Source organism: Pseudomonas lurida, assembly GCF_013522705.1.
Classification (GTDB): Bacteria; Pseudomonadota; Gammaproteobacteria; order Pseudomonadales; family Pseudomonadaceae; genus Aquipseudomonas; species Aquipseudomonas quebecensis.
Genome location: NZ_JAAMRE010000030.1, coordinates 69,464 through 86,961, shown reverse-complemented (window position 1 = coordinate 86,961; position 17,498 = coordinate 69,464). Strand labels below are relative to the sequence as shown.

Genomic DNA, 17,498 nt, shown 5'->3' with positions numbered 1-17,498 from the left:
GGCTTCGGCGGCGGCGGGGCCTCGGGCGGCTGGTAATGACAATAACGATAAAAGAGCATCTATAACCATGGCACTACTGAGTGAACACGAACAACGCCAGGTCGCCGAAGCGATCGCCCGGGTCGAGCAGCAGACCGACGCCGAGCTGGTGACAGTCCTGGCCGCCCGTGCCGATGACTACGCGTACATCCCGTTGTTGTGGGCCAGCCTGATCGCCCTGGTGGTGCCGGGGGTGGTGCATTACCTGTCCGGCTACCTGACCATGTACACCTTGCTGCTGGCGCAGTGGGCGACGTTCATTGTGTTGTGCCTGGTGTTCCGCTTGCCCAAGGTGACGACCCGCCTGATCCCGCGTTCGGTGCGGCATTGGCGCGCATCGAACCTGGCGCGCCGGCAGTTTCTGGAGCAGAACCTGCACCACACTGTGGGCAGCACCGGCGTGCTGATTTTTGTCAGCGAGGCCGAGCGCTATGTGGAAATCCTGGTGGATGAGGGCATCTCCAAACGCCTGGACGACAGCAATTGGGACGCCATTGTCCAGGCCTTCACCCAGCAGGTGAAACAGGGCCAGACACTGGCCGGGTTCATTGCCTGCATCCAAGCCTGTGGCGAGTTGCTCAAGGTGCATGTGCCGCTGACCCAGGCGCGCAATGAACTGCCCAACCGCCTGGTGGTACTTGAGTAACCCGAATACCTCGATCAAACCGTGTGGGAGGGCTTGCTCCCTCCCACATTCAGCCCCGGTCTGTTCAAGCGCCGTACCGTTGATCAAATAACTCCGTGCCCTGAACCCTCATCCCCCCTAAAATGCCCGGCATTCCCTGCCCGAGGCGTTTTTGTTCATGTCCGTCACCGCTCAACCCGCCCGCCCTGCGCCGGATCATCACGCCCAGTTCATCGAACTGCTCGGCGAAAGCCTTGCGCACAGTGCCTTTATCAAGCTGGTGCTGGCCAAGTACGTCGGTGACGAAGCCGAGCTGCAACGGCTGATCATCAAGCCGGTGACCGTCAAGGAGCAGGCGTGCCTGTCCTTCGTGTACCGCTACAAAACCCGCGACATCACCAAGAACCTGCCCGTGGCCGAAGGCGTCGCGGCCATTGCCGCGCTGTTGCCGGCGTCGTTCAAGAACGCGCACTTGCTGGCGCTGACCGACGAAGCCCAGCTGGAATACAGCAAGAAGAACAAGAGCTCGCTGTTCAAGAGCAAGCCGCAGCAACTGCGTGAGGCGCCGTCGGCCGAGCACAACCGCGAAAAGCATCGTTTTCTCGACCTGAGCCGACCGTTCCTTGCCGACCTGGGCGTGACCGACGCCAAGCAGACGCTGATCCCGTCGATGTCGCGCAAGTGGAAACAGATCAACAAATTCATCGAGGTGTTCAGCCATGCGCTGACCTCGTCGCCGCTGAAACTGGACCAGCCGGTGCGGGTCGCCGATTTTGGTTCGGGCAAGGGCTACCTGACCTTCGCCATCCACGATTACCTGCGCAATACCCTCAACGCCGAAGCTGAAGTGACCGGCGTCGAGCTGCGTGAAGACATGGTGACCCTGTGCAACAGCGCCGCCGCGCGTCTGGATCACCCTGGGCTGGTATTCAAATGCGGCGACGTGCGCAGCGTGGCGCCCAGCGAACTGGATGTGATGATCGCGCTGCACGCCTGCGACATCGCCACCGACTATGCGATCCATACTGGCATCCGCTCCGGTGCGTCGATCATCATGTGCTCGCCGTGCTGCCACAAACAGATCCGCCTGCAGATCCAGAGCCCGGCGCTGCTCAAGCCGATGCTGCAATACGGCCTGCACCTGGGCCAGCAGGCGGAAATGGTCACCGACAGCCTGCGTGCGCTGTTCCTGGAAGCCTGCGGCTACGAGACCAAAGTGTTCGAGTTCATTTCACTGGAACACACCAACAAGAACAAAATGATCCTGGCCGTCAAGCGTGCCGAGCCGGTGGATAACGCGTCGTTGCTGGAGAAAATCCAGGCGCTGAAAGCGTATTACCACATCACTGAACACTGCCTGGAAACCCTGCTGCGCGCGGATTTATCCGTACACCTGCTCAGAAAAAACGCGTGACGCTGATCTTCGCATCGCGGCCCTTGGTGTAGGCCCGGTCGCCGCTCAGGGCCGGGCGATAGTTGTTGTTGAACATATTGTCGAGGGTGAAGTTGACCTCGGTGCCCTTCAGGTAAGCCTGCTGCGGCTTCCATTTGGCGAACAGGCCCTGGGTGTTGTAGCGCTTGTTGTTGTATTGGTCGTAAAAGGTGTCGCCGACGCTGCTGCCGGGGCCGCCGGAGTATTTGTCGCTGGGCAGGCGGTCGGTGGCGCCGATGAACTGGCCCATCCATCCCACTTGGGCGTCCCAGGCCGGAATATGAGTGCCGAGCACCAGCACCCACTTGGTCGGTGGAATGTCCCGCGCCGACACATCCGGGCCCCACGGGTTGGTGTACGCGCCTTCGTGCTGGCCGGTGGTATAGGCATACGACACCGAGCCGAACAGGTAGGTGGAGTTATAAAACGATTCCACCTCGAAGCCTTTGATGGTCACGCCGCCGATGTTGCGGTAGTTGGCCATCGGCCCCGGCGGGCAGGCCGTGGAAATCGTGCCGCCATTGATTGCCTGGTTCTGGCAGCCGACGCCGGTGGCCTTGAAGATTTCGTCTTCGACTTTGTTGTGAAACAGCGTCGTACGCACTTGCAGGCTGTCGTCCTGAGCAATCAGGTTGTCGAAGCTGGTGATGTTGCCCACGGTGATCGACGTGATGCGCTCCGGGTCGAGGTCGACGCTGGTGGCGGTGCGACTGCCCACGCCCTGCACTTCATATTGTTCGTCGATCACAGGCGCGCGCCAGGTCTGGCTCCAGTTGGCGAACAGCCCGACCTGCGGGGTGACGGTCCAGAACAGCGCCAGACGGGGCGACCATCCGGTGTAGGTGCGGTCGCTGTAATCATGGCCAACCGCCGGATCGGGATTGCTGTAGTACGGCGCATCGTTGGCCTCGCCACGGTTGCGCACGTGGTCGTAGCGCAGCGACGGAGTGACCGTTACGTCGCCCAGGGTGACCGCATCCTGAATGAAGACACTGTTGGTATCGACCTTGCCGTGGGGCATGAAGCCCGGCTGGAAATGCCCGTAGTTGTAGCGCGGCGTGTTGTAGGTGGCGCCGGGCATCCACATCTCGGTTTCCCGCGTATGCCTGCGGATCTGCGTGCCGACGGTGACCGCGTGCTGCAAAGGCCCGGTGTCGAACAGGCTGACGTTGCGGATATCGAGGTTTTTGTCGGTGTAGGCGGTGTCCATCCGGCGGCCGCCACTGGCCAGTTGGAAAAACGCCGTGTCGGTGCGCTCGTCGGTCTGCTCGGTGTTGGATTGCGAATATTTGACGGTCAGGTCCACCAGCGGGTTATCCAGCGGCTGGTATTCGTACTTGCCGGACCAAGTGGTGTCGACCGTATCGCGGTTGGCCAGGAAACGCTTCAATGCGCCTTCGTAGCCGTAGCGGTCGATATTGGCCTGGGTCGGTGGCGTGGGGTAGCTGGCGGCTGAAAACGGGGTCCAGCGGTCGCTGTGGGAACGCGAGTACGACAGGCCGACGCTGTGCTCATCGGTGAAGTGCGCATTGACCTTGAACAACTGGCCGTCGACGTTCTGGGCGGAGTTGGGCAGGCGCTGAGGGTTGATCGGGTACTGGTTGTTCTCGTTAGGCAACTTGGCGGCGACTTTCATGTCGTCGCCGTCGCGCTTGGTCAGGTAGGCCAGGGCGTCGAAACGGCCGTCGTCGGTGCGACCGAACACGGCACTGCTGTAGACCTGCTCATGGTCGTTGCTGGAGTAGCCATATTTGAGCATCGCGCCGCTGTTGCGGCCCTCTTGCAGCAGGTCGGGGGCGTCCTTGGTGGTCATATTGACCGTGCCGCCAAAGCCACCGTTGCCGGTGAAGGGCGAGTTAGGGCCTTTCTCCACCTCAATGCTCTTGATCAGTTCCGGTTCGATAAACACCGTGCCCTGCTGGTAGCGCTCGAAGCCGCTCTTGGTGGCGCCGTCAACGGTCAGCGGCACGTCTTCGGCATCGCCGAAACCGCGAATGTTAATGGTCTGGCCGCCGGGTTTGAGCGAGCCGCCCTGGCTGACCCCGGGCAGGGTCTGCAGCAGGCTGGGAATATTGTTGGCCTGATAGCGCTCGATGTCGGCCTGGCTCAGCGTGGAGCGGCCGACGGTGCTGGAGTCGACTTCATTGCCGGTGCCGATCACGCTCAGGGCCTCCAGCTGGATCGTGCTGCTGGAAGTGGTCCTGGCCGCTTCGGGTTTGACCACGTAAGTGCTGCCGACCTTGATCAGGATGAACTCGCCGTTGTTCAGCAAGTTGCGAATCGCCGTTTCCGCGCTGTAGTCGCCGTCGAGCGCCGGGGCCTGCAGGTTCTTGAGTTGGGCCTCGTCGAACAACAGCTGGATTTTGGTCTGCTGCGCCACTTGGCTCAGGGACGCGGCCAAAGGTTGGGCGGGCAGGTGCAGCGTGAACGACTCGGCCTGGGCACCCAGGCTGAAGGCCAGGCAGGTAAAGGCAAGGGTCGGTCGAAACATCGGCGAAGCGAGGCAAGGCGCGCGAAACATGAAATCCCCCAGGGTGGCTGAAAGGCCGAAAAGGTGTGCGTATCAAACGCAGACGGGAGGAAGACGGGGCTGGAAAAAAAATCCACACATGCGAATGCAAAATATTCTCATGTGTGGGGCCTGGGGTTATTGGTTCGGTTCGATCCTGATCGCACCGTCGGCCGCGCTTACGGTTTTCACCGGCAGTAACGCAGGCAGGGCGTTGAGCAGGGCGTCGGGGTCGTTCACATCCAGGTTGCCCGATACTTTCAACTGCGCCACGGCTTGACTGACCTGCAACGGTGCCTGAGGCCGGTACAGGCTCAACTCATCCACAAGGCTGGCCAGTTCGCGATTGCGAAAGGCCAAATGCCCGCTGCGCCAATCGGCGACCGCTTCGTCGGAGAGGGTCTGCTGGACCAGCGTGCCCTTGGCGTAGGTGTAACTGGCGCGCTGTTGGGCATGGAGCTGGAGAGTCGGGCCTTGGGGCGTAGGTGCGAACGCGACCTGGCCGTGGGCGACGCTGACTACCAGTTGCCGGGGACCACGACGTACATCAAACCCGGTGCCGACCACGCGCACACTGGCCTCACCGGCGCGCACGAAGAGCGGGCGTTCCTTGTCGGGCGCCACGTCGATATACAACTGGCCTTCCTCCAACTGCACGATGCGCTGCAGGGCGCTGAAATCCACGCGCAGACGAGTGTTGGCGTTCACGTAGAGCGTGCTGCCATCCGGCAGGCTGAGCGTGCGCGCGCCCTTGGCCTGGGCCGACACCTGGAGGTGATACAGCTCGCGGGGCGCGCCGAGTTGCGTGGCCATCAAGGCGCACAGGACCGCCGCCGCTACCGCCAGCGCCGGGCGCCATACCGATGCCTTGCGCGGCGGCAGCGCCACGGGTTTGTTCAGTTGCTGCAACTGCGCGAGATCGGCCCACAACTGCTCGAATTCGGCATAGGCGCGGGCATGGGCCGGTACGGCGTGCCAGGCGGCGAAAGCCTTGCGGTCGGCACGGCCGGTGTCTTCACGGTTGCGTGCAAACCAACTGGCGGCCTGGGCATCGATGGAATCGCTGGCTTCGATATCCAGAATGTCGGTGTCGCTCAGGCGGTTCATTCTGGCTGCTCCGTGCCGGGTTCGTGTTGAAGGCGTCGCTTGCAATGCAGCAAGGCAAAGGCGATGTGTTTTTCCACCATGCTGATCGAAATGCCCATGCGCGCGGCGATCTGCGCCTGGCTCAGGCCTTCGAAGCGGTGCAGCATAAGGGCTTCTCGCCTGCGGGGCGAGAGTTCGGCGAGGACTTCTTTCAATTGTTCCAGACGCTGCAGGCGCAGTGCGGCGGCCATGGGTTCGTTCTGCTCCTCGGTGACTGCTTCGGCGTCCTTGTCGACCTGCTCGCACTGCACGGTCTGGCGCACCTTTTGTTTGCGCCAATGGTCACGCAGCAGGTTGCGCGCTACCTGAAACAGAAACGCCCGAGGCTGCTCGACGTTGGCCCGGTCGCGGTAACCCAGCCATTGGGCGAACACATCCTGGGTCATGTCCGCCGCGTCGCTGACGTTATCCGTGCGCTTGCGCAGAAAATGCAGAATGTCCGCATAGAATCCGCGAAAAGCATCGGCCGACAACGGGTCGGGCTTGGGACGAGACATGGATATCCTTCCTGACGCAGAGGGGGTGTGAAAACGTCGCGGATGATATCGAGAATTATTGTCATTTGTCTCCAGGTAAAGCTGGTTTTCCTTATATCGTTAGGTCTCGACACATGTTCAGCGGAAATAACACCCGAGACCACAACCCGTGTGTGCGCCGCTCCGCCTTGGTGTCTGCCTTTAGATGGGTGTCGTGACCTATGGCTCCACAGGGACCGACAACGCCGGATTGCCCAGCGCATGGGTGCGTGCCGCAAAGAACCTCAGCGCCACTCCGGTGCCGTCGAACAACTGCGAATACCGGCGCTTCTGCTGACGAATGAAGCCATCACTGCGCCCTGAAACCGAGATCGCCAACAGGCTCGGCCTGGCGTGACGAATCGCGTCCACCAAATGACTGTCCTGCGTGCCCAGCTCATGGCCGAAGATGCACAGCGCGCCCTGGTGAGCGAGCAGTTGCGCGTAACAGAACGACAGGTAGTCCGAACCGCGGATGGTCTTGAGCTTCTCCTGCACCGTGCCTTCGCTGACGAACAGCGGCACATCGTCCAGGGTCTTGAGCGTGTTGTTGATCGCGAAGCTGCTGAGCAGCGTGCTGTCGGTGGTCGGCAGTTTGCGTGCGGTGCCGTCCAGGTTGCGCACCAGGTGCAGCCCGCCGTGCAGGTACAGAATGCGCGTGGCCTCGCTGCGGGTGTCGCGCAGGTCGAAGCGGGCGTCGGCGCCGCGGAACAGGTCATCGATGCCGGGGGTGTGCAGGATCGCCCAGTAGTTGAGCAGGTCGTAATTGCTGGTGAACACCGTGGGGTAGCGGGCCAGTTCCGCATTGATTGTCGCCAGCGTCGACGGCTGCACCAGGCGCCAGGGAATATGCACGGCGTGAATCGTATTGATCAGCGCCTCCTTGATCGCGTAGTAGCGATTGCGCGGCGCGGCCGAGCTGACCGCCAGCGCTTTGTTGACCCGGCTGGTGGTTTTCAATGCGCTCAGGGCTTGCTCGAAGCTGCGGGTCTGCAACGCATCGAACACACTCAGTTCGGAGGCGCTTAAGGGTTTTTCTTCAACGGTGCGGGCGTTTTCGAACAGCGAGTCGTAGGCAAAGTCTTCCCAGATCGCCCGGCTGGCGCCGTTGCCGATCAGTATCGCGCTGAAGTCGTGGGTGCTGCGCAGCGCGCTCCAGTCTTCAAGGTGGGCGTCAATATCCTGGAAATCCTTCATTGCGGCGGGTCTACTCGAAATCGGCTGGGCGGTGACTTTATCACGAGCCGGCGTTGATCCTGATCAAGGTGCGCCCTGCGGCTGAGGTTGATGCTGTACGTATAACGTCATCCGAGGATTCGCCATGAGCAGCACTTTCTTCATTCCAGCCGTCAACATCATGGGCACCGATTGCCTCGACGAAGCCATGAACGCCATTCGCAACTACGGCTTTCGCAAGGCCCTGATCGTCACCGACGCGGGGCTTGCCAAGGCCGGCGTGGCCGCGATGATTGCCGAGAAACTGGCGATGCAGGACATCGACTCGGTGATCTACGACGGCGCCAAGCCCAACCCCAATGTGGAAAACGTCGAAAAAGGTCTGGCGCTGTTGCAGCACAGCGCCTGCGACTTCGTGGTGTCCCTGGGCGGCGGCTCGCCCCATGACTGCGCCAAGGGCATCGCGCTGTGCGCCACCAACGGCGGGCATATCAGCGACTACGAAGGGGTCGATCAATCAACCAAGCCGCAGTTGCCGCTGGTGGCCATTAACACCACCGCCGGCACCGCCAGCGAAATGACTCGGTTCTGCATCATCACCGACGACACCCGCCACGTAAAAATGGCCATCGTCGACCGCAACGTCACGCCGCTGCTGTCGGTCAACGATCCGTCGCTGATGGTCGGCATGCCCAAGGGCCTCACCGCCGCCACCGGTATGGACGCGCTGACCCACGCCATCGAAGCCTACGTGTCCACCGCCGCCACGCCGATCACCGACGCCTGCGCGATCAAGGCCATCGAATTGATCAGCGCCAACCTGCGCCTGGCCGTGCGCGACGGCAGCGATAAAGCCGCGCGGGAAAACATGGCCTACGCGCAGTTCCTCGCCGGCATGGCCTTCAACAACGCGTCCCTGGGCTTCGTGCATGCCATGGCACATCAGTTGGGCGGTTTCTACGACCTGCCCCACGGCGTGTGCAACGCAGTCCTGTTGCCTCATGTACAAAGCTTCAACGCCAGCGTCAGCGCCAAACGCTTGAGCGACGTCGGCCGCGCCCTGGGCGCCGATACCCAAGGCATCAGCGATGAAGAGGGCGCCCAGGTCGCCATCGCCGCCATCCGCAGCCTGGCCCACGACGTGGAAATCCCCGCCGGCCTGCGTGAACTGGGCGCCAAGTTGCAGGACATCCCCCTGCTGGCCACCAACGCACTCAAAGACGCCTGCGGGCTGACCAACCCACGCCGGGCCGATCAGCGTCAGATCGAGGAGATCTTTCGCAGCGCGTTCTGACAGGGGCGGGCATCGGCCGCAAGCGGTAAGCTACAGGTTGCCAAAGTGTGGAACTTCCACTGCGATCAACTTGCGGCTTACCGCTTGCGGCTTAATGCTGAGGTCCCTTTTATGAGAGTCTTGTTATTCGGCGCCACTGGCATGGTCGGCCAGGGCGTGTTGCGCGAGTGTCTGCTGGCGGTGGATGTGCAGGAAGTCGTCGCCGTTGGCCGCACCCCGCTGCCGCAGGTGCATGGCAAGCTGCATCAGGTGTTGCACGCCGATATGCTGGATTTCCAGGCGTTGGAAAATCTGTTGCAGGGCTTCGATGCGTGTTTCTTCTGCCTGGGTGTTTCTTCGGCGGGCATGAATGAAGCGCGCTACACCCATCTGACTTACGACTTGACCCTGGTCGCTGCCAGCACCCTGGCGCGGCTCAATCCGCAGATGACGTTTATCTACGTGTCCGGCGCCGGCACCGACAGTACCGAGACGGGCAAGTCGATGTGGGCGCGGGTCAAGGGCAAGACCGAGAACGCTTTGCTGCGCTTGCCGTTCAAGGCGGTGTACCTGTTCCGCCCCGGGGTCATTCAACCGTTGCACGGTTTGCGCTCCAAGACGCCGCTGTATCAAGCGTTCTACAGCGTGTTCGGGCCGCTGCTGTCGCTGGTCCGTCGGGTAAAGCCTGAATGGGTGGTGAGCACCGAGTCGGTTGGTCGTGCGATGTTGGCGGCGGTGCGCCATGGCGCGCCGCAGGCGGTGGTGGAACAGGCCCAAATCCAGCGTCTGGCCGGCGAGCGTGTGTGATGTTGCACAAGAGTCTGGTACGGCGCCTGGACCTGATCACCCTGCAACTGTTCGTCGCGGTGTTCGAAGAAGGCACGCTGACCCGCGCCGCCACCCGTGAAGCCATTGCGGTGTCCGCTGCCAGCAAGCGCCTGATGGAACTGGAACAGGTGCTTGGTGTGAGCCTGTTTGTGCGCCGGGCCAAAGGCATGGAGCTGACTGCCGCCGGTGAGACCCTGCTGCACCATGCGCGCAGGATGCTGTTCAACGTCGAGAAAATGGGCCTTGAGCTGGGCGAGCACAGCCATGGCGTGCGCGGCTATGTGCGGATGCTGGCCAATCTGTCCGCGATCATTCAGTTCCTGCCCGAAGACCTGCGGGATTTTTCCGAGCTGCACCCCGAAGTCAAAACCGATCTGGAAGAGCGCCCCAGCAACGGCGTAGTGCAGGGCGTGCTGGACGGGGTGGCGGACCTGGGAATCTGTTCCTGCGACACCGACACCAAGGGCCTGCCCAGCGTGACCTATCGCCACGACAAACTGGTGGTGCTGATGCCGCCGGACCATCCTCTGGCGGGCCGGCCGAGCCTGGCGTTCGCCGACACCCTGGGCAGCGATCACATCGGCCTGCACGCCGCCAGCTCCATCAACATGCGCACCCATGCCGCCGCGCGCGAGGCGGGCCAGATGCTGCGCCTGCGCATTCATGTGCCGGGCTTCGATGCGATGTGCCGCATGGTTCAGGCCAAGATGGGCATCGGTATCTTGCCGCGCAAGGCCTATGAACTGTTCGGACGTCCCCTGGGCCTGCATGCCGTGGCGCTGACGGATGCCTGGTCGGACCGCAGTCTGATTCTCGTCGTACGGGATGAAGCACAATTGTCGCCGGTCAGCCGTTTATTGTTCGACTACCTGAGCCTCTCAATGCCTTCCCTGGAGCGGCCTGACAGCCTGGTCCTACGGAAAAATTCATGAGCGTTCGCGTTTAGCGAACGCTCCTTGCCCACTGACGGTTGGATTTCCCGCGCGGTGCTCCTCTAGCCTTGGTCACTATTCCAAGAATAAGAGGTGCACCCGATGACAGCTCCCCTGAGCGGAATCAAGGTGATCGAGATCGGCACGCTGATCGCAGCGCCGTTCGCCGCACGCCTGATGGCCGAGTTTGGCGCCGATGTGATCAAGATCGAATCCATGGGCCAGGGCGACCCGCTTCGCAAGTGGCGAAAGCTGCATGAAGGCACGTCGCTGTGGTGGTACCTGCAATCGCGCAACAAAAAGTCCCTGGCGCTGGACCTCAAGTCCCAAGAAGGCCTGGGGCTGATCAAGCAACTGCTCGGCGATGCCGACGTGCTTATTGAAAACCTGCGCCCCGGCGGCCTGGAAAAGCTCGGCCTGGGCTGGGAGGTGCTGCATGCCTTGAACCCCAGGCTCACCCTGGTACGCATCTCCGGCTACGGCCAGACCGGCCCTTATCGGGACCGTCCGGGTTTCGGTGCGATCGGCGAGGCCATGGGCGGCATTCGCTACACCACCGGCAACCCCGATTCGCCCCCGGCGCGGGTCGGAGTGAGCCTGGGCGATTCCCTGGCATCGCTGCATGGCGTGATCGGTGCGTTGATGTCGTTGCTGCGGGTCAAGACCGGCCAGGGCGACGGGCAGGTCGTCGATGTGTCCCTGGCCGAAAGCGTGTTTAACGTGATGGAGAGCCTGGTGCCGGAGTACGACATGCTCGGCCATGTGCGCGAGCGCAGCGGCGGGGCGTTGCCCGGCATTGCGCCGTCCAATACCTACCCGACCGCCGACGGTGCCTACGTGGTGATCGCCGGCAACAGCGACCCGATCTACAAACGGCTGATGCACGCCATCGGCCGCGCCGATCTGGCCGATGCGCCGCAGTTCGCCCACAACGACGGCCGCGCCGCCCAGAGTACTTTGCTGGATGCGGCCATTACGCACTGGACCGCCGGCCAGCCGATCGACCGCGTGCTCAGCGTCCTGGAGGCTGCCGAAGTCCCGGCCGGGCGCATCTATTCGGTGGCGGATATCGTCAATGACCCGCACTACCAGGCGCGCGACATGCTGCTCGATGCCCAGTTGCCCGGCGGTGTGTCGGTGAAGATGCCGGGCATCGTGCCCAAGCTCTCGCAAACCCCCGGCGGCGTGAAGTGGCAGGGCCCTGCGCTGGGCCAGCATACCGACGAAATCCTCGGCAACCTGGGCCTGAGTGGCGCCGATATCCAACGCCTGAAAAACGCGGGGGTGGTGCAATGATCCATAACTATGGCGACCCGCTGATCGTGCAGGAAGTCTCGCCGCGCGACGGCCTGCAGATCGAACCGACCTGGGTCGAGACCGCCGACAAAATTGCCTTGATCGACCAGTTGTCCCTGGCCGGTTTTTCCCGCATCGAAGCCGGCTCGTTCGTGTCGCCCAAAGCTATCCCGGCGCTGCGCGATGGCGAGCAGGTGTTCCAGGGCATCGAACGTCGGCCGGGGGTGATCTACGTGGCGCTGATCCCCAACCTCAAGGGCGCCCAGCGCGCGATCGAGGCCCGCGCCGATGAATTGAACCTGGTGATGTCCGCCAGCCAGACCCACAACCTGGCCAATATGCGCATGCGCTGCGAAGCCTCATTGGCGGCTTTCGCCGATATCGCGCGGTTTGCCGCCGAGCATCCGGTGCGCCTCAACGCCAGTGTCTCTACGGCGTTTGGCTGCCCGTTCGAAGGGCGCATCGACGAAGACCGTGTGCTGCAGATAGTCGAGGCGTACCAGGCCATGGGGATTGAAGGCATCAGCCTGGCCGACACGACCGGCATGGCCAACCCGCGTCAGGTGCAGCGTCTGGTCAAGCGCGTGCTGCAGCGGGTTTGCGCAAGTGACCTGACCCTGCATTTTCATAACACCCGTGGCTTGGGTTTGTGCAACGTGCTGGCGGCTTACGAAGCGGGCGCGCGTCGGTTCGATGCGGCCCTCGGCGGCCTGGGTGGCTGCCCGTTTGCACCGGGGGCGTCGGGCAATATCTGCACCGAAGACCTGGTCAACCTGTGTGACGAAGTGGGGATTCACACCGGCATCGACCTGCCGCACCTGTTGCACCTGTCCCGGCGCTTGCCGGTCTTGCTGGGCCATGAACTGCCAGGGCAGGTGGCCAAGGCCGGGCGTAATTGCGATCTGCATCCGCCACCGGCGCACACCGCCGCGCTGTAACGCCATACCAGACAACAAAAACAATCGGACGCCTTGGAGCGGTCCGCTGGGAGAAAAACAATGAGCACCAACACAGTAGAGACCGGCGCGCGCCCGGTCGGTGAAGTCGATCCGGTCAAGGCGGTGGTCCGCAAGGTTGCCTGGCGCCTGATGCCGTTGATCATGGTCTGCTACCTGTTCGCTTTTTTTGACCGCATCAACATCAGCTTCGCCAAGTTCCAGCTGCAGGCCGACCTGGGCCTGAGCAACACCGCCTACGGCCTGGGCGCGGGATTGTTCGTGATTGGCTATGTGATCTTTGAAGTGCCGAGCAACATGATGCTGTACAGGGTCGGCGCCCGCCGTTGGATCGCACGGATCATGGTGTCCTGGGGCCTGGCCACGGCGGCCATGGTGTTCGTCACGGCCGAATGGCAGTTCTATGCCCTGCGCTTTCTGATCGGGGCCATGGAGGCCGGGTTTGCGCCCGGTGTGCTGTATTACCTGACGTTGTGGTTTCCCCAGGACTTCCGTGGACGCATCACCTCGATGCTGTTCCTCGCCTCGGCGTTTTCCGGGCTGGTGGGCGCGCCGTTCTCCGGCCTGGTGCTGGAACACATGGACGGGGTGCTGCAGATGCGCGGCTGGCACTGGTTATTCCTGCTGGGCGGCCTGCCGTGCGTGGGGCTGGCGTGGATGGTGCTGACGCAATTCAAGGACCGCATCGAAGACGCGCCGTGGCTGAGCGCCGAGGAAAAAGCCCTGCTCGCCAGCCGCATTGCCGTGCACGAGGTGCACAAGAAAGGTTCGCTGCTCCAAGCCCTGCGCATCCCCGGTTTCCTGATGCTGGGATTGATCTACTTCCTGATCCAGGTAGCGTCTTACGGACTGAACTTCTGGGCGCCGCAATTGATCCGCAGCGCGGGCATCGAAAGCGCGGTGGTGATCGGTCTGTTGACCGCCATCCCGTATATCTGCGGCGCGATTACCATGGTCGTGGTAGGACGCTGGTCGGACGCCACCGGTGAGCGGCGTAAGTTCGTCAGTGGGTTGGTGGTCATGGGCGCTGTAGGGTTTTTCTGCGCGGGTATCTTCGATGACCAGCAGGTGTTTCTGATCATTGCCTTGGGCCTTTTGGGCGCCGGCATCATTGCTTCGATCCCGACGTTCTGGACCTTGCCGCCCAAACTGTTGGCGGGCGCCGGAGCAGGGGCGGCGGGCGGGATAGCGCTGATCAACACGCTGGGGCAATTGGGCGGGATCGTCAGCCCGGTGATGGTGGGGCGCATCAAGGACATTACCGGCAGCACCACGCCGGCGTTGTATGTGATTGCCGTGTGCGCCTTGATCGCCGCCGCACTGTTGATGTGGGGCCTGCCGCACAAAATGCGCACGTCCGACAAGCGCTGACGCGGGTTCACGCGGACGCCAGCGCTTTGCCTGGCGCGCCGCCGAACTGAATCAACGCCACGCCCCCCCTCAGCAACAACGCCCCGACCACCCGGGGCGTTGTCAGCTGACGCTCTGCAAGACCGAACAGGCCGACTTACCTGGCACGCCCCCACGTGCTGCTGGAAATGCGCGGCAGCGGCACCCCGGAAATCGAGCGGGCACTGAGGGCGATCCGCCAGCGCCGATATGTGGCGATCAGCGTGCCGCACTGGGGCGTGGCGCCACAGTTGATCCTGAGCACGGACCTGATCCTGACGATGTCCGCCCGTGGCGTGCAGAACGTTGATCATCGGCAATTGCTCACCCTGCCACCTACAAGCGGTGGTGGGTTGACGCCCGCTCGCTTCATAATCTGCGCTCGCACTGTTGGATCTTGCTCACGCTATTGCGCCGAGGAAATATCATGCTTTCTGGTTTCAACCACCTGACTCTGGCCGTCACCGACGTGCCGCGCAGCGTCAATTTCTACCATGATGTGCTGGGGCTTCAGCTCGACGCCACGTGGGATAATGGTGCGTATTTATCATTGCCGGGGTTGTGGTTGTGCCTGTCCCTCGATCGCTCATGCGGGTCGGAGCCGGCTGCGGACTACACGCATTACGCGTTCACGGCTGAGCCGCAGGGGTTCACCGCGCTGGTCGAACGTCTGCGTACCGCCGGTGTGCAGGAATGGCGCGATAACCGCAGCGAGGGCGCCTCGTTCTATTTTCTCGACCCCGACGGCCATAAGCTCGAAGTCCACGTCGGCGATCTGGCTTCGCGCCTGCGAGCCTGTCGCACCCGGCCTTATACCGGCATGACCTTTTACCCGTAACGCCGGAACGTGCAAAATCCTTGCACCGCTCACTTATCAGAGTCGCGCCATGACCCCTTCCTTGCTGCTCGCTGTGCTTGCTTCGGGTTTTATCTACGGGATTACCCCTGGCCCCGGTGTACTGGCCGTGTTCGGCATCGGTGCCGCTCGTGGTCGGCGGGCCGGAGCGGGGTTTTTGTGCGGGCATTTGCTGGGGGACGTGGTGTGGTGCAGCACTGCGTTGATTGCCATCGTCGGTGCGCGAGAGGTGGGCAGCAGCGCGTTCGATGTGCTGGGCGTGCTCAGCGGTGCGTATCTGTTCTGGCTCGGCTGGCGCGCGATTCGCACCCGGCGTCGCAGCAGCGATGCTCCCGAGGGCGCGGCGCGGCATCCGTTCTGGCACGGCATTCTGTTTGGCTTGACCAACCCCAAGGCCTACCCGGTGGCGGTGGCCACCTTTACTGCGTTGTTGTCCAGCCGTGCCGAGCTGCTGACCTGGTCGATGCTGCCGTGGTTGATCGTGTTGAGTTTTATCGGCGGGTTGCTGGCTTATGGGATTCTGATCGGCGTAGTCGGCGCTCATCGGGTGCGCACCCTGTACCAACGGCATGAAATTCTTATCACCCGTCTCTGTGGCCTGATGTTTATCGGTTTCGCCATCAACGCACTGGCCCATGCCTTGCCCGGCTTGTTTGGCAGCAAAGCGGCCTGACGAGCCGATGACCGTTCGTCGCACTGGTAAGTTTTTTCTAAACCTTTACTCCTGTGAAAATTCGAATTCAGGGCGGGGCCTGTGCCCCGCCCTAATTTTTGCTCTGGAGGAACCCATCATGAGCCGCATGGCTATCCGGTTACGCACCGCCAGTTTCGCGATGCTGCTGGGCCTCGGCACCAGCAGTGCTTTCGCCCAGTCGCCCGCTGAGTTCATCGAGCAGGCGTCGGCCAAGGGCATGGCCGATATCGAGACCAGCCGCATGGCCCACTCCAAAACCTCGTCCCAGGAAATCAAGGACTACACCATCGAGGTGATCAACGAGCGCACCCTGGCCAACCAGCATCTGGCGGCCATCGCCAAGAAGCTCGACCTGCCGGTGGCCCCGCGGGAAAAAATCGTCGATAAAGCCGAAACCCTGATGCCTGAACTCAAGGACGGCGACTCCTTCGATGCGGCCTATACAGCGCAGCAGGTCAAGGAAAACGAAGAGGCCATCGCACTGTTCAAAAAAGAAGGCGCCGCTTCCGATGTGCCGGAGATTAAAGCGCTGGTGGATGAAACCTTGCCGCGCTTGGAAGAACGTCTGCAAAAGGCGCGTGCGTTGGCATCGACCTATGGCAAAGGCCACCAAGGCGACGGTTGAACCGGTGGGTTGAATAACGAAACGGCGGTTGGATAAGCTCCAACCGCCGTTTTTTTCAGGCCTGGTTCAAGTCGGTTTTCGTCGGCGCCGCATCGTCGGCGGCATGCCCGCAACTGCTGTTGAGGTTGACCGTCCCGGCCTGGCCAATGCTGCGATATTCCTGACGCAGTTTTTCCAACTCCTTGCGGTCCAGGCCATCAAGGCTCAGGACGGCGTTCTGGGCGTCCTTGGACACGCGCAGCAGCTCATCGATCTTGATATGCAGGATGTCGTTGTCACGGTTCTGCGTGTTCTGGATCAGGAACACCATCAGGAACGTGATGATGGTGGTCGAGGTGTTGATGATCAGTTGCCAAGTGTCGTTGAAGTGAAAATAAGGCCCGCTCAGGCTCCACGCCAGAATCAGCGCCACCGCTGTGTAGAACGTCCGGGGGCTGCCTGCCCAACGGGACAGGGTTTGTGAAACAGCGGAGAATTTCATGACCGTTTTCCTCAAAGAAGTGGGTGATGAATAAACTGACCGCAGCTGAGCTTTGAAATTTCTTTTTACAAATACACAGGCGGACGAGATGAATGTTCAAGTCCGCCGATACCTTCGAAAAAACCAGCCATTAAAAAAGCAGCCCCGCCTGACCAGTGCCTTCCAGCGCCAGCAGATACTGTTTGGCTTGCAGCCCTCCGGCGAACCCGGTCAGCCCGCCGGACGCGCCGATGACGCGATGGCAGGGCGCGATGATTGAGATCGGGTTGCGCCCATTCGCCGCGCCCACGGCGCGCACGGCTTTCGGGTTGCCGATCTGCTGGGCGATCTCACTGTAACTACGGGTTTCGCCGAAGGGGATAGTCAGCAGCGCCTGCCACACCAGCTTCTGGAAATCGGTGCCGGTGAAGTCCAGTTCCAGCTCGAACCTGTTGCGCCTGCCGGCGAAGTACTCGGTCAGTTGACGTTCGGTCTCCAGCAGTACCGGGCTGTCATTGGCCTCATTCAACTGCCCCAGTCGGACGCGGTTGGCGCGCTCGGTTTCCCAGAGGATGGCAGCGAGTTTGTCATCGCGCGCCACCAGGGTGAGCACGCCAACGGGCGAGGGCATAAGCTTGTAGTGGCAGGGCATGAGCGGTGTCCTCGACTGGGTGGGGTTAAAAGCGACAGGCCCATTCTAGTGCCGCCCGTCTCAGTGAAAACTACGTTTCTTGCGGTGCAATTCCC

General features: G+C 62.1%; 17 protein-coding genes and 2 pseudogenes. 12 read left to right on the top strand and 7 right to left on the bottom strand.

The genetic code is table 11. The annotated features are described in order from the left end of the window. Window positions 1–67: 67 nt before the first annotated feature. Window positions 68–685 carry a TPM domain-containing protein gene (locus G7025_RS21735; RefSeq protein WP_181081144.1) on the top strand — a complete coding sequence of 206 codons (618 nt, stop codon included), beginning with the start codon at window positions 68–70 and terminating at the stop codon, window positions 683–685. Window positions 686–842: 157 nt separating this feature from the next. Then, window positions 843–2,078, top strand: coding sequence for a class I SAM-dependent methyltransferase (locus G7025_RS21730; RefSeq protein WP_181081143.1), 1,236 nt, complete (start codon window positions 843–845; stop codon window positions 2,076–2,078). Here G7025_RS21730 and G7025_RS21725 read toward each other — a convergent pair. The 4 genes from G7025_RS21725 to G7025_RS21710 form a co-directional block, all read right to left on the bottom strand. After that, a complete protein-coding gene (locus G7025_RS21725; RefSeq protein ID WP_181081142.1) occupies window positions 2,062–4,617 on the bottom strand; it encodes a TonB-dependent receptor in 2,556 nt (851 codons plus the stop codon). The two genes, G7025_RS21730 and G7025_RS21725, sit on opposite strands and share 17 nt — an antisense overlap. A gap of 126 nt (window positions 4,618–4,743) precedes the next feature. After that, window positions 4,744–5,712, bottom strand: a complete 969-nt coding sequence (locus G7025_RS21720) for a FecR family protein (protein ID WP_181081141.1) — start codon at window positions 5,710–5,712, stop codon at window positions 4,744–4,746. Further along, window positions 5,709–6,248, bottom strand: a complete 540-nt coding sequence (locus G7025_RS21715; RefSeq protein ID WP_181081140.1) for an RNA polymerase sigma factor — start codon at window positions 6,246–6,248, stop codon at window positions 5,709–5,711. The genes G7025_RS21720 and G7025_RS21715 overlap by 4 nt, the downstream gene beginning before the upstream one ends. A gap of 198 nt (window positions 6,249–6,446) precedes the next feature. Beyond that, window positions 6,447–7,463, bottom strand: coding sequence for a DUF4917 family protein (locus G7025_RS21710; RefSeq protein ID WP_181081139.1), 1,017 nt, complete (start codon window positions 7,461–7,463; stop codon window positions 6,447–6,449). A gap of 124 nt (window positions 7,464–7,587) precedes the next feature. On the opposite strand from G7025_RS21710, the gene yiaY reads away from it, so the two are divergent. From yiaY to G7025_RS21680, 6 genes are all read left to right on the top strand, one after another. Next, window positions 7,588–8,736: an L-threonine dehydrogenase gene (gene yiaY / locus G7025_RS21705; RefSeq protein ID WP_181081138.1), complete on the top strand. Its 1,149-nt coding sequence runs from the start codon at window positions 7,588–7,590 to the stop codon at window positions 8,734–8,736. 111 nt (window positions 8,737–8,847) lie between these two features. Beyond that, entirely contained in the window at window positions 8,848–9,522 is a 675-nt protein-coding gene (locus G7025_RS21700) for an NAD(P)H-binding protein (protein WP_181081137.1), read from the top strand. Continuing rightward, entirely contained in the window at window positions 9,522–10,475 is a 954-nt protein-coding gene (locus tag G7025_RS21695; RefSeq protein WP_181081136.1) for a LysR family transcriptional regulator, read from the top strand. Before G7025_RS21700 ends, G7025_RS21695 begins: the two co-directional genes overlap by 1 nt. Before the next feature lie 102 nt (window positions 10,476–10,577). Beyond that, on the top strand, window positions 10,578–11,771 hold the full coding sequence (locus tag G7025_RS21690; protein ID WP_181081135.1) for a CaiB/BaiF CoA transferase family protein: 1,194 nt from the start codon (window positions 10,578–10,580) through the stop codon (window positions 11,769–11,771). Further along, window positions 11,768–12,709 (top strand): hydroxymethylglutaryl-CoA lyase, encoded by a 942-nt coding sequence (locus G7025_RS21685; protein ID WP_181081134.1) that lies wholly within the window; start codon window positions 11,768–11,770, stop codon window positions 12,707–12,709. The genes G7025_RS21690 and G7025_RS21685 overlap by 4 nt, the downstream gene beginning before the upstream one ends. A gap of 60 nt (window positions 12,710–12,769) precedes the next feature. After that, window positions 12,770–14,098 carry an MFS transporter gene (locus G7025_RS21680; RefSeq protein ID WP_181081133.1) on the top strand — a complete coding sequence of 443 codons (1,329 nt, stop codon included), beginning with the start codon at window positions 12,770–12,772 and terminating at the stop codon, window positions 14,096–14,098. Between the two features lie 7 nt (window positions 14,099–14,105). Here G7025_RS21680 and G7025_RS26870 read toward each other — a convergent pair. Then, window positions 14,106–14,231, bottom strand: a pseudogene (locus G7025_RS26870) (DMT family transporter); the annotation flags it as partial. Here G7025_RS26870 and G7025_RS26865 point away from each other — a divergent pair. From G7025_RS26865 to G7025_RS21660, 4 genes and pseudogenes are all read left to right on the top strand, one after another. Beyond that, window positions 14,230–14,454, top strand: a pseudogene (locus G7025_RS26865) (LysR family transcriptional regulator); the annotation flags it as partial. The pseudogenes G7025_RS26870 and G7025_RS26865 overlap by 2 nt on opposite strands. Before the next feature lie 89 nt (window positions 14,455–14,543). Continuing rightward, window positions 14,544–14,954, top strand: coding sequence for a fosfomycin resistance glutathione transferase (fos, locus tag G7025_RS21670; RefSeq protein ID WP_181081131.1), 411 nt, complete (start codon window positions 14,544–14,546; stop codon window positions 14,952–14,954). Window positions 14,955–15,003: 49 nt separating this feature from the next. Further along, complete coding sequence (locus G7025_RS21665; RefSeq protein ID WP_181081130.1) at window positions 15,004–15,645, top strand: LysE family translocator; 642 nt, start codon at window positions 15,004–15,006, stop codon at window positions 15,643–15,645. Between the two features lie 118 nt (window positions 15,646–15,763). Beyond that, on the top strand, window positions 15,764–16,291 hold the full coding sequence (locus tag G7025_RS21660) for a DUF4142 domain-containing protein (protein WP_181081129.1): 528 nt from the start codon (window positions 15,764–15,766) through the stop codon (window positions 16,289–16,291). Between the two features lie 55 nt (window positions 16,292–16,346). Here the strand turns inward: G7025_RS21660 and G7025_RS21655 are convergent, their stop codons facing one another. Both G7025_RS21655 and G7025_RS21650 read right to left on the bottom strand, forming a co-directional pair. Continuing rightward, window positions 16,347–16,772, bottom strand: a complete 426-nt coding sequence (locus G7025_RS21655) for a low affinity iron permease family protein (RefSeq protein WP_181081128.1) — start codon at window positions 16,770–16,772, stop codon at window positions 16,347–16,349. Between the two features lie 130 nt (window positions 16,773–16,902). Continuing rightward, window positions 16,903–17,403, bottom strand: a complete 501-nt coding sequence (locus G7025_RS21650) for a methylated-DNA--[protein]-cysteine S-methyltransferase (protein ID WP_181081127.1) — start codon at window positions 17,401–17,403, stop codon at window positions 16,903–16,905. Window positions 17,404–17,498 lie beyond the last annotated feature (95 nt).